At 71.0% G+C, this 12239-nt stretch carries 8 protein-coding genes; 5 read left to right on the top strand and 3 right to left on the bottom strand.

Annotated features, from left to right (window positions below; all coding sequences use genetic code 11):
* Positions 1-214: 214 nt before the first annotated feature.
* Positions 215-3997: a multifunctional oxoglutarate decarboxylase/oxoglutarate dehydrogenase thiamine pyrophosphate-binding subunit/dihydrolipoyllysine-residue succinyltransferase subunit gene (locus tag AC3IPY_RS13280; protein WP_489184747.1), complete on the bottom strand. Its 3783-nt coding sequence runs from the start codon at positions 3995-3997 to the stop codon at positions 215-217.
* A gap of 148 nt (positions 3998-4145) precedes the next feature.
* On the opposite strand from AC3IPY_RS13280, the gene guaB1 reads away from it, so the two are divergent.
* The 4 genes from guaB1 to AC3IPY_RS13260 all read left to right on the top strand — a co-directional run bounded on the left by guaB1 (position 4146) and on the right by AC3IPY_RS13260 (position 8674).
* Positions 4146-5585, top strand: a complete 1440-nt coding sequence (gene guaB1 / locus AC3IPY_RS13275) for a GMP reductase (protein ID WP_489184746.1) — start codon at positions 4146-4148, stop codon at positions 5583-5585.
* Between the two features lie 158 nt (positions 5586-5743).
* Positions 5744-7072: a hemolysin family protein gene (locus AC3IPY_RS13270; protein ID WP_489184745.1), complete on the top strand. Its 1329-nt coding sequence runs from the start codon at positions 5744-5746 to the stop codon at positions 7070-7072.
* Positions 7069-8106: a hemolysin family protein gene (locus AC3IPY_RS13265; RefSeq protein WP_489184744.1), complete on the top strand. Its 1038-nt coding sequence runs from the start codon at positions 7069-7071 to the stop codon at positions 8104-8106. The genes AC3IPY_RS13270 and AC3IPY_RS13265 overlap by 4 nt, the downstream gene beginning before the upstream one ends.
* A 136-nt stretch (positions 8107-8242) precedes the next feature.
* Entirely contained in the window at positions 8243-8674 is a 432-nt protein-coding gene (locus tag AC3IPY_RS13260) for a VOC family protein (protein WP_489184743.1), read from the top strand.
* A gap of 884 nt (positions 8675-9558) precedes the next feature.
* Here AC3IPY_RS13260 and AC3IPY_RS13255 read toward each other — a convergent pair.
* Positions 9559-10653, bottom strand: a complete 1095-nt coding sequence (locus AC3IPY_RS13255) for an NADH:flavin oxidoreductase/NADH oxidase (protein ID WP_489188336.1) — start codon at positions 10651-10653, stop codon at positions 9559-9561.
* 58 nt (positions 10654-10711) lie between these two features.
* Positions 10712-11362, bottom strand: coding sequence for an HAD family hydrolase (locus AC3IPY_RS13250; protein ID WP_489184742.1), 651 nt, complete (start codon positions 11360-11362; stop codon positions 10712-10714).
* Between the two features lie 23 nt (positions 11363-11385).
* Between AC3IPY_RS13250 and AC3IPY_RS13245 the strand changes: the two genes are divergently transcribed.
* Entirely contained in the window at positions 11386-12234 is an 849-nt protein-coding gene (locus tag AC3IPY_RS13245) for an ADP-dependent NAD(P)H-hydrate dehydratase (protein WP_489184741.1), read from the top strand.
* The last annotated feature ends 5 nt before the right edge of the window (positions 12235-12239 follow it).

The raw sequence follows: 12239 nt of genomic DNA, 5'->3' as shown, positions 1-12239 counted from the left end.
CCGGCCCGCCCGAGTGCCGAATCGGCGTCGGAGTGCGCGAACGGTCCCACCGATCCCGCACTCGGGCGCCGATTCGCGGTGGGGGAGGCGCGGTGGGGGAGGCGCGGCAGGCGCGGGCGCTGAGGGCACCGGTGCTGGCGCCGGCGCGGGCGAGAACGACGAAGAGAGCGGATGCCACGTGGCATCCGCTCTCTTCAGTGCTGTTCGGTCGTGACTAGAGCGTCAGCGCGCGGCGTACGAGGTCGGCCTGCTCGGCGGCGTGGCGCTTCGCCGAACCGGTCGCCGGCGAGGCCGACGCGGAGCGGGAGACGACGCGCACCGGGCGATCGCCGAGCTTGTTCGTCTCGACGATGAAGTACGGCCACACGCCCTGGTTCTCGGGCTCGTCCTGAGCCCAGACGAACTCGGCGTTCGGGTAGCTGTAGGCCACGTTCTTCAGCTCTTCGACGGGGAGGGGGTAGAGCTGCTCGAGGCGTACGAGGGCGACCTCGGGGTTCGGGTTCTTGTCGAGCTCGGCGAGCAGGTCGTAGTAGATCTTGCCCGACACGAACACGATGCGCCTCACGGCCGCCTTGTCGGTGATGCGGGCGTCGTCGATGACGGGCTCGAACCGGCCGTTCGTGAAGTCGGCGACCTCGCTGGTCGCACCGCGGAGGCGCAGCATCGCCTTGGGCGTGAAGACCACCAGCGGGCGCCGGGGGCGCGCGTACGCCTGGCGGCGCAGCAGGTGGAAGTACGACGCGGGCGTGGACGGACGCGCGACGGTCATGTTGTTCTCGGCGCACATCTGCAGGTAGCGCTCGATGCGGGCGCTCGAGTGGTCGGGCCCCTGGCCCTCGTAGCCGTGCGGCAGCAGCAGCACGACGCTCGAGCGCTGGCCCCACTTCTGCTCGGCCGAGGAGATGAACTCGTCGATGATGGTCTGCGCGCCGTTGGCGAAATCGCCGAACTGCGCCTCCCAGAGCACGAGCGCGTCGGCGCGTTCGACCGAGTAGCCGTACTCGAAGCCCATCGCCGCGTACTCGGAGAGCAGCGAGTCGTAGATCCAGAAGCGGGCCTGGTTCTCGGAGAGGTTCTGCAGCGGCAGCCATTCCTGGCCGTTCGCGCGGTCGTGCAGCACCGCGTGGCGCTGCACGAAGGTGCCGCGCCGCGCGTCTTGGCCGGCGAAGCGCACCGGGGTGCCCTCGATGAGCAGCGAGCCGAGTGCGAGCAGCTCGCCGAAACCCCAGTCGATCTTGCCGTTGCGGCTCATGTCGACGCGCTTGGTGAGCAGCTGCTGGATCTTCGGGTGCACCGTGAAACCCGACGGCTTGTTGCCGAAGGCGTCGCCGATGGCCTGCACGACCTCGGTGGAGACGCCCGTGACGGCGAGCTCGCCCGTGGCGGGGCCCTCGTGGTCGATCGACTCGGTCGCGCCGACGATCGGGATCGCGCCGGTCTGGGCCGCGTGGGTCTCGGCGAACGCCCGCTCGAGGCGGTCCTGGAAGTCGCGGTGCGACTCCTCGTACTCGGCCTCGGTGATGTCGCCGCGACCGACGAGCGCCTCGGTGTAGAGCTTTCGCACCGAGCGCTTGGCCTCGATGAGGTTGTACATGAGCGGCTGGGTCATCGAGGGGTCGTCGCCCTCGTTGTGCCCGCGCCGGCGGTAGCAGACGAGGTCGATGACCACGTCGCGCTCGAACTCCTGGCGGTACCGGAACGCGAGCTCCGCGACGCGCACCACGGCCTCGGGGTCGTCGCCGTTCACGTGGAAGATGGGCGCCTGGATCGCCTTCGCGACGTCGGTCGAGTAGATCGAGGACCGTGCATCGCCCGGCACGGTGGTGAACCCGACCTGGTTGTTGATGTTGACGTGGATCGTGCCGCCCGTGCGGTAGCCGCGCAGCTGCGACATCTGCATGGTCTCGATCACGACGCCCTGACCGGCCATGGCCGCATCGCCGTGGATGAGGATCGGCAGGGTCGAGAAGGTGCCGATGGGCTTGCGGTCCTGCTTGGCGCGGACGATGCCCTCGAGCACGCCGTCGACGGCCTCGAGGTGCGACGGGTTCGCGGCGAGCGAGACGGGGATCTGTGCTCCGTCGTCGGCCGTGAAGGTGCCCTCGGTGCCGAGGTGGTACTTGACGTCGCCCGATCCCTGGCCCGACGTGGTGCCCTCGAACTCGCGGAAGACCTGACCGTAGGTCTTGCCGGCGATGTTCGTGAGCACGTTGAGACGACCGCGGTGGGCCATGCCGATGGCGACCTCGTCGAGGTTCTCCTTCGCGGCGCCCTGCAGGATCTCGTCGAGCAGCGCGATGACGGACTCGCCGCCCTCGAGGCTGAAGCGCTTCTGGCCGACGTACTTGGTCTGCAGGAAGGTCTCGAACGCCTCGGCCTCGTTGAGCTTGCCGAGGATGCGCATCTGCTCGTCGTGGGTCGGCTTCTCGTACTTGCGCTCGACCTGCTCCTGGATCCACCGACGCTGGTCGGGGTCCTGGATGTGCATGTACTCGATGCCGATGGTGCGGCAGTAGGAGTCGCGGAGCACGCCCAGGATGTCGCGGAGCAGCGCGGTGCGGGTGTTGCCGAAGCCGCCCGTGACGAACTCGCGGTCGAGGTCCCAGAACGTGAGCCCGTGGCTCTCGATGTTCAGGTCGGGGTGCGAGCGCTGCTGGTACTCGAGCGGGTCGGTGTCGGCCATCATGTGGCCGCGCACGCGGAAGGAGTTGATCAGCTCTTGCACGCGGGCCGTCTTGTCGATGGCGCTGGCGATGTCGACCGAGATGTCGGGCGACCAGTGGATGGGCTCGTACGGCAGGCGGAGGGCCGCGAACAGGTCTTCGTAGAAGCCGCGCTGGCCGATGAGCAGCTCGTGCACCTTCTTCAGGAACTCGCCGGAGCCTGCGCCCTGGATGACCCGGTGGTCGTAGGTCGAGGTGAGCGTGATCGTCTTGCCGATGGCGAGGTTGGCGAGCGTCTTCTCGGCGGAGCCCTGGAACTCGGCCGGGTACTCGAGGGCGCCGGCGCCGATGATGCAGCCCTGGCCCTTCATGAGGCGCGGCACGGAGTGCACGGTGCCGATGCCGCCGGGGTTCGTGAGCGAGATCGTCGCGCCCGAGAAGTCGTCGGCGGTGAGCTTGTTGTTGCGGGCCCGCCCCACGAGGTCTTCGTAGGCGTTCAGGAACTCGTTGAACGTCATCGTCTCGGCGCGCTTGATGGCGGGCACGAGCAGGGCGCGGCTGCCGTCGGGCTTCGGGATGTCGATCGCGATGCCGAGGCCGATGTGCGCGGGCCGGACGAGGCTCGGCTTGCCGTCGACCTCGCTGTAGAAGACGTTCTGGCTCGGGAATTCCTTCAACGCCTGGATGAGCGCCCACCCGATGAGGTGCGTGAACGACACCTTGCCGCCGCGTGTGCGGCGCAGGTGGTTGTTGATCACGATGCGGTTGTCGATCATGAGCTTCGCCGGCACGGTGCGCACGCTCGTGGCGGTCGGCACGGTGAGCGAGGCGTCCATGTTCGCGGCGAGGGCCTTGGGCATGCCCTTCAACGGCACGACCTCGTCGGTGCGCTCGCCGTCGTCGATGACCTGCTGCGGGCTCGTCACGGGCACGTCGGCCGGGACCGGCGCCGACCGGGGGGCCACGGACGTGGTGCGCGCGGCGGGCGCCTGGCCGATGACCGCGTTCGGGGTCGTCGGCGGGGCGGATGCCGCGGGGGCGGCCGGTGCCGCAGGAGCGGCGGGTGCCGTGGTCGTTGCCGCCGGCGCCGCGGGTGCTTCAGGGGCGGATGCCGCGGGCTGCGCGCTCCCGGACGGGGCCGGGCTCGCGGGCGTGGCGTCTGCTGCCGCGCCGCGGGCGTCGCGATACGACTCGAGCACGGGCCACCACGAACGGTCGACGGAGTCGGGATCGACGACGAACTTCTCGTACATCTCGTCGACGAGCCATTCGTTGGCCCCGTATTCGCCCGCCGTGGTCTCTTCAGACCCTGGCCCGGTCAATTGGCTCGACACAGCCGATCGCCCACTCTCTCCGTTGATACTGGATGTGATTTCTCGGCGATCGCGCTCGTCGCGCACTCGGGGGTATCCGGTCGCCTGTACAAGCCTAAACCCCTTCTCCGAGCGCTTGCCCACAGTCGGCCGGGGTAGCGTGATGACCATGGAGTTCTACCGCACCGAACCCACGCACGATCTCACCTACTCCGACGTCTTCCTCGTCCCGAGCAGGTCGGGGGTCACGAGCCGGCTCGACGTGTCGCTCGCCCCCGATGACGGGTCCGGCGCGTCGGTGCCGATCGTCTCCGCGAACATGAACTCGATCACGGGGCCGAGGCTCGCGTCGACGCTGGCGAGGCGTGGCGGACTCGGCGTCCTGCCGCAGGACCTGCACCTGCAGGACCTCGCCGAGTCCATCCGGTGGACGAAGGCCCAGTCGCCGCGCTTCGACACCCCGCACGTCTTCAGCCCCGATGCCACGGTGAGCGATGCGCTCGCGGTGCTCCCTCCGGTGGCCGGCCACGGCATCGTGCTGCAGGACGCAGCCGGTGAGCTCGTCGGATGCATCGCCGCCGAACGCCTGGCGACGGCATTGGCCGATGCGCGCCTCGGCGACCTCGTGCACGGCGGCCTCGCCTCGATCGACGCCGACGACGTGGACACCCCCCGCCGCGCGTTCGACCTCATGGTCGACGCCGGCCTCGAGTTCGTGCCCGTGCTCGAGCACGGACGCGTGGTCGGCACGCTGAGCCGCCGCAGCGCGCTCCGCGGCACGATCTACCGCCCGAACGTCGACGCCGACGGCCGCCTCCGGGTCGCCGCGGCCGTCGGCATCAACGGCGATGTGGCGGCGAAGGCGCAGGCGCTCGTCGAAGCCGGCGTCGACATGCTCGTCATCGACACCGCCCACGGGCACCAGGAGGGCATGCTCCGCGCCGTGTCCATCGTGCGCGACCTCGACCTCGGCGTGCCGATCGTGGCGGGCAACATCGTCACCGCCGACGCGGTCGCCGACCTCGTCGAGGCGGGCGCCGACGTGCTGAAGGTCGGCGTGGGCCCCGGCGCCATGTGCACGACGCGCATGATGACGGCCGTCGGCCGTCCGCAGTTCTCCGCGGTGCTCGAGACCGCCGAGGCGGCGCGCGAGCTCGGCGCGCGGGTCTGGGCCGACGGCGGCGTGCGGTACCCGCGCGACGTCGCACTCGCACTCGCCGCGGGCGCGGCATCCGTCATGATCGGCTCGTGGTTCGCCGGCACGATCGAGGCCCCGGGCGGACTCGCCCACGATGCCGCCGGCCGCCTCTACAAGGAGAGCTGGGGCATGGCCTCGACCAAGGCCGTGCGCGAGCGGTTCGATCGGCTGTCGCCGTACGAGCTGGCACGCAAGGAGCTGTTCGCGGAGGGCATCTCGTCGTCCAAGATCTACCTCGATCCGCTGCGGCCCTCGCTCGAGGACCTGCTCGACATGATCACGTCGGGGGTGCGCAGTTCGTTCACCTATGCGGGCGCCCGCACGCTCGAGGAGTTCCGCGAGCGCGCTCGGGTCGGCATCCAGTCCGCCGCGGGCTACGAGGAGGGCAAGGCGCTCCCGGTGAGCTGGTGATCTCCGGTCGGTTTCCGGTTGATTGCGGGTCGATCACGCGACCGGGTTCCCGGTCTCCGCGCAGCCTCGCGCCGATATACTGGCGCGCACAATGGATGATCCTCCCTCTGCCAATCCCGGCCACAGACCCTCGCCCGTGATCGACCGGGGAGGCGGCGATGTCTGAGTGGGTTCTCCTCGGCATCGGACTGCTCCTCACGGTCGGCACGGGCTTGTTCGTCGCGAGCGAGTTCGCGCTCGTCAACCTCGATCGCGCCGACGTCGAAGCGCGCCGCGAGCGGGGTGAGACGCGGCTCTCGCTCACCATCGAGGCGCTGAAGATCACCTCGACGCACCTCTCGAGCGCGCAGCTCGGCATCACGCTGACCACGTTGCTCACCGGCTACACGATGGAGCCCGCGATCACCTCGCTCCTGAGCGGGCCGCTCACGGCCCTCGGCCTTGCGGAGTCCGTCGTACGGCCTGTGGGCGCCACGACGGCGATCCTCGTCGCCACGCTGCTGTCGATGGTCATCGGCGAGCTCGTGCCCAAGAACTTCGCGCTCGCGCTGCCGCTGGCGACCGCGAAGCTCGTGATGCCGTTCCAGACCGCGTTCACGTGGGTGTTCCGGCCGGCCATCGCGGTGCTCAACGGCAGCGCGAACGCGCTGCTGCGCGCCATCGGCATCGAGCCGAAGGAGGAGCTCTCGGGCGCACGTTCGGCCGAGGAGCTGAGCTCGCTCGTGCGCCGATCGGCGAGCGCGGGCCTGCTCGAGCAGGACACCGCCACGCTGCTCGGCCGGACCCTGCGGTTCGCCGACCACGATGCATCCGACGTCATGACCCCCCGCCCGGCGGTCTCGGCCGTGCACCGTCAGGACAGCGCCGAGACGGTGCTCGAACTCGCCCGCCAGACGGGTTACTCGAGGTTCCCCGTCTACGACGAGAACCTCGACGACGTCGTCGGCCTCGTGCACGTCAAGCAGGCGGTCGCCGTCCCCCGCGAGCGGCGGGCGGATGTCCCGGCTTCGGCCCTGCAGTCCGAGGCGCTGCGCGTGCCGGAGACCATGACGCTCGACGTGCTGCTCGGCGAGCTGCGCGGCCGCGGGTTCCAGATGGCGGTCGTCGTCGACGAATACGGCGGAACCGCCGGCGTCGCGACCCTCGAAGACCTCGTCGAAGAGCTGGTGGGCGAGGTCGCCGACGAGCACGACCGCACCCGTGCGGGCATCGTGCGCCGTGAGGACTCGGTGGCCTTCCCCGGCATCCTCAGGCCCGACGAGCTCGTCGACCGCACCGGCATCCGCGTTCCCGAGAACGGCGACTACGAGACCGTCGCGGGCTACGTCATCTCCGAGCTCGGCCGGCTGCCGGTCGTCGGCGACGAGGTCGCGATCGAGGGCGGAACACTCGTCGTGCAGCGCCTCGACGGGCGTCGCATCGACCGGCTCCGCTACATGCCCGACCCCGTGCCGGTCGAGGCCGACGACGAGGAGGCGGCCCGATGAACGACTGGATGGGACTCGTCTGGCTCGTCGTGCTGCTGGCCGGCAACGCGTTCTTCGTCGGTGCCGAGTTCGCCGTGATCTCGGCCAGGCGCTCGCAGATCGAGCCGCTCGCCGAGCAGGGCAGCCGCAGCGCGAAGACCGCGCTCTGGGCCATGGAGCACGCGACCCTCATGCTCGCGATGAGCCAGCTCGGCATCACGATCTGCTCGCTGCTGATCCTGAACGTCTCCGAGCCCGCGATCCACCACCTGCTCGAGGTGCCGCTGCACCTCACGGGCTGGCCCGAGGGCGTCATCTCGACGGTCGCGTTCATCGTGACGCTCGTGCTCGTGTCGTACCTGCACGTCGTGTTCGGCGAGATGGTGCCGAAGAACCTCTCGTTCTCGCTGCCCGATCGCGCGGTGCTGCTGCTCGCGCCGCCGCTCGTGTTCATCGCGCGCGTGTTCCGCCCCGTCATCGTGGCGCTGAACGCGATGGCGAACGGCGTGCTGCGCCTGTTCCGCGTCGAGCCCAAGAGCGAGGCGAACTCGACGTACACGCTCGAAGAGGTGCAGACGATCGTCGACCGTTCGCGCGCCGAGGGCGTGCTCGACGACGCCAGCGGCACGCTGAGCGCCGCGTTCGAGTTCACGACCAAGCGGGTGACGGATGTCGCGCTGCCGATGTCGGCTCTCGTGAGCCTGCCGCCCACGGCGACGCCGGCCGACGTCGAGCGCGCGGTCGCCCGCCACGGCTACTCGCGCTACGTCATCCTCGGCGACGACGGCGAACCCGACGGCTACGTGCACCTGAAGGACGTCATCGATCTGCGCGTCGACGAGTTCGACGACCCGATCCCGCCGAAGCGCGTGCGCCGGCTGGTCTCGATCTTCGACGGCACCGATCTCGAGGACGCCCTTGCGACCATGCGTCGCCTCGGCACGCATGTGGCCAGGGCGTTCGACGAGGAGGGCGCCACGACGGGCGTGATCTTCCTCGAGGACATCATCGAGGAGCTCGTCGGCGAGGTGCAGGACGCGACCCGTCGCGGGTGAGCGACGTCGGTCGCGGCATCCGCTCATCGGGTGTCGCGGCCGGGTGTCGCGGCCGGCGTGCCAGTCGTTCCCCGCGCGGGGCCGGCGGTCTCGGGTCGGCGTACACTGACGCCGACCCGAGAACCGAGGAAAGATCATGTTCGAGAAACTCCTGGCGACGGCCGTCCTGCCGGCGTCCGACCTCGACCGGGCGCGCACGTGGTGGCGTGACGTGCTCGGCCGCGAACCCGTGTACGAAGATGTGGAGGGCGTGGGGCTCTTCGACGTCGGCGGCACGATCGTGATGGTGTACCGCACCGACTTCGCGGGCACCGCGAAGAACACGGCGTTCAACCTGATGACCGACGACCTCGACCGGGACATGACCGCGCTGCGCACCCACGGGGTCGTGTTCCACGACTACGACCTGCCGGGGCTCACCACGGTCGACGGGGTCGCCGACCTCGGCGACGAGCGCAGCGCGTGGTTCAGCGACAGCGAGGGCAACATCTTCGCGATCGGCCAGCTCTCACGGCAGATGATGGAGCGGGCCGCGCAGATGCGGTCGCACGCGTCGGGGTCGGCGTAGCGGCTCGACCGCAGCACGGCGTCGGCGGCCCGCCTCGCCGGTCGACCGCGACCTGCCTCGCCGGTCGACCGCGACCCGCCTCCCCGGTCGCCCGTGACCCGCCTCGCACGTCGCCGCCGCGCACGCTCCGCCTCGCGTGGGTTGCGCACGCCCCACCTCGCCTGGATCGCACGTGCCGGGTCTCGTCTCAAATGGCGCATTCCGTGTCTCGTGAGACGAATACGTTCCGGCTCGCCCCAGACGGTCGCCCCGGTCGTGGGGTAACACCCGGGGGAGACGTGTTCCGAAACCGTGTAGCCGTGTAGCCGTGTAGCCGTGTAGCCGTGTAGAGGTGCAGCCGTGCAGCCGTGCAGCCGTGCAGCCGGTGTCCTCGGAGCGGACCTCCGCCGGGAACACCGGCGCTGCGAGTGCGGAGCGCAGCGGATGCAGTGCACAGCCGATGCAGAACCGAGCGATACAACGGCGGCGGACGAGGCGCCTCGTCAGGAGACGGTGACGGTGCGCCCGTGCAGGCCGGCGGCGCCGTCGGGCAGCCCCCGCCGGCGAGACCTCCACCTGGCCGACGGCCCCCGGTCGCCCGCACGCGCAGCGAGTGCGAGCCCACCGCGGCATCCCCTCGAAACGCCGCTGTACCCAGGTGTCGTCCGAGATCGGGATGGTGAGCGAGGCGGGCCGCCGCGCACCGCGGTCGACCTGCACGTCGACGGCCGCGACCCCGACGACGCGGCCCGCGGGGTCGGTGGCGGTGACGACGCCGGGTCGACGGCCGCGACCCCGACGACGCGGCCCGCGGGGTCGGTGGCGGTGACGACGCCGGGTCGACGGCCGCGAGCCCGACGACGCGGCCCGCGGGGTCGGCGCCCGTCAAGACACCGATCCGCCGGTCACCACTCGCCGTCGTTGACCTCTGGCCTCGCCCGCAGGTACTGCACGGGCCACATCGACGTGCCCGCGCCGAGTTGGTCTGCCGCGCGCAGCGCGAAATGCGGGTCGCGCAGCATGGCCTTGCCGAACATGACGGCGTCGGCACCGCCCGAGGCGACGAGGTCGTCGGCGTGACGGGCGTTCGTGATGCGTCCGACCGCCGACACCGGCACCTCGCCGTGCTCGCCGACGTAGGCCGCATGCCCGGTCTGGTAGCCGGGGAACACCGGGATGTGCGCATTCGCCACGAGGCCGCCCGTCGAGACGTCGAAGAAGTCGGCGCCGGCGTCGTGGCACCAGCGGGCGACGGTCGCGGTCTGCGCCTCGTCCCAGCCGCCCTCGACCCAGTCGGTCGCCGAGAACCGTACGAGCACGGGCACCTCCTCGCCGACCTCGGCCCGCACGGCGCGCACGATCTCGAGCAGCAGGCGCGCGCGCCCCTCGAGATCGCCGCCCCAGGCGTCGTCGCGCAGGTTCGACAACGGCGACAGGAACTGGTGCACGAGGTATCCGTGCGCCGCATGCACCTCGACGAGGTCGAAGCCCGCCTCGATCGCGCGCCCGGCGGCGGCGCGGAAGTCCTCGATGACCTGACGGATGCCGCGCTCGTCGAGCGCCATGGGTTCGCGGAGCCCCTCGAACGACTGCGCCGAAGCCGATACCGTCTTCCACCCGCCCTCGTCGAGCGGCTGCGAGCCCGAACGGCGCAGGGCATCGGCCCAGACCGAGGCCTTGCGACCGGCGTGCGCGAGCTGGATGCCGGCCGCGGCGCCCTGCGAGCGGATGAACCGGGTGATGCGCGACCAGCCCTCGACCTGCGCGTCGTTCCAGATGCCCGTGTCGTGGTCGGAGATGCGGCCCTCGGGGTTCACCGCGGTGGCCTCGGCGATGACGAGCCCCGCGCCGCCCGCGGCCATCGAGCCCAGGTGCACGAGATGCCAGTCGTGCGGCACGCCGTCGAGCTGCGTCACGGAGTACTGGCACATCGGCGGAACCCACACGCGATTGCGGATCGTGAGGCCGCGGATCGTGATCGGGCGGAACAGCGCGGGCACGGACGCCGCCGTGGGCTGGGCGTCGGGCGCGGCGGCGTCGTTCACGAGGCGCGCCCGTTCACGAGGCACGCTGGCGCAGCCAGGACTCGAGGGACGCGGCATCCGTGAACACATGCCCGTCGCCGCCGACCGCGACGGCACCCTCGACGTTCTCGGCCTTGTTGTCGATGAAGACGAAGCGCGCCGGGTCGATGCCGAGCTCGGCGATGACGTGCTCGTAGATCGCGGCGTCGGGCTTCACGAGGTTCAGCTCACCGCTGACGAACACCTGCTCGAACAGCGGTGCGAACGAGCCGGAGCGGAGCCAGCCCGAGTAGTCGGCGCCGGCGTTCGAGAGGAGCGCGAGGCGCGTTCCGCCGTCGCGGAGCGCGTGCAGCACGCGCAGGGTGCCCGGGTCGACACTGAGCCACCCTCGGTGGTCGATCGCCCAGAGCTCGTGCACGTCGATCGGGTTCCAATCGGCACCGATCTCGCCCGCGACATCCGCCCAGTACCGGGCGATCGAACTGGTGCCCTGGTCGAGCGCCGCGCGATGCCGCCAGTAGGCGGCCCAGAAGCCCTCCTCGGCGTCGGCGTCGCCCGACACGCCGGCGCGATCCAGGAGCGCCGCGCGATCGGCGTCGGTCGGGGCGCGGGAGATGACCTCGCCGTAGTCGAAGACGACGACGCGCGGAGACAGACTGATGGGATCGAGGGCTGTTGCTGGCATCGCCTCCAACCTATCGTTGGAGCATGGCCACCGAATGGCACACCTGGGGCATCGACGACGCCCGCCGTTGGATCCGCGCCCCGCGGGCCGACGACGACAAGTACACCAGGGGGGTGCTCGGCATCGTCACCGGCTCGATCGAGTACCCCGGCGCCGCCGTGCTCGGCGTCTCGGCCGCGCACCGCACCGGCGTGGGTCTCGTGCGCTACATCGGCCCGCGCTCCGTGCGCCGTGCCGTGCTCGAGCGGCGCCCCGAGACCGTCACCGGTCGTGGGCGCGTGCAGGCCTGGCTGCTCGGGTCGGGCATCGAACCGACCCGCCGTTCCTTCGTGCTGCTCGGCGACCTGCAGCACGCACTCGCCGACCAGGTGCCCGTCGTGCTCGACTCCGGCGCCCTCGACCTCGCCGGCACGCACAGCGCGCCGACCGTGATCACCCCGCACCTGCGCGAACTCGTCCGGCTGCTGAACGCCCGCGAGATCCGCTCGACCGTCGACGAGGTCCGCGCCGACCCCGGCGAATGGGCCAGGCGAGCGGCCGGCGAGCTCGGCGTCGCCGTGCTCCTGAAGGGCGCGACCACCTACGTCTGCGACCCGAGCGGCAACCACCGAACCGTCACCGCTCCCACCCACTGGCTCGCCACGGCCGGCACCGGCGACGTGCTCGGCGGCGTGCTCGGCGCACTCGTCGCGACCCACCACCACGAACTCGCGCGCAATGCCGAGTCGCTCACCGACCTCGCGGCCACCGCGGCCTGGGTGCAGGGCGAGGCGGCGGCCAGGGCGAGTGCGGCATACGGCGGCGGACCCGTGACGGCGCTCGACATCGCCGACGCCGTGCCCTCGGTCGTCGGCGGGCTGCTCGCCGGCTGAGGCCG

The organism is Agromyces sp. GL_144, assembly GCF_057834305.1.
Note: the sequence above shows the minus strand (reverse complement) of the source record. Positions and strands in the feature narration are given on the sequence as shown.

What these genes read in the sequence shown, in the direction of transcription:
- AC3IPY_RS13270 (WP_489184745.1), top strand. Translation starts at nt 5,744, where the DNA reads ATGTCTGAGTGGGTTCTCCTCGGCATCGGACTGCTCCTCACGGTCGGC.
- AC3IPY_RS13245 (WP_489184741.1), top strand. Translation starts at nt 11,386, where the DNA reads ATGGCCACCGAATGGCACACCTGGGGCATCGACGACGCCCGCCGTTGG.
- AC3IPY_RS13250 (WP_489184742.1), bottom strand. Translation starts at nt 11,362, where the DNA reads ATGCCAGCAACAGCCCTCGATCCCATCAGTCTGTCTCCGCGCGTCGTC.
- guaB1 (WP_489184746.1), top strand. Translation starts at nt 4,146, where the DNA reads ATGGAGTTCTACCGCACCGAACCCACGCACGATCTCACCTACTCCGAC.
- AC3IPY_RS13265 (WP_489184744.1), top strand. Translation starts at nt 7,069, where the DNA reads ATGAACGACTGGATGGGACTCGTCTGGCTCGTCGTGCTGCTGGCCGGC.
- AC3IPY_RS13260 (WP_489184743.1), top strand. Translation starts at nt 8,243, where the DNA reads ATGTTCGAGAAACTCCTGGCGACGGCCGTCCTGCCGGCGTCCGACCTC.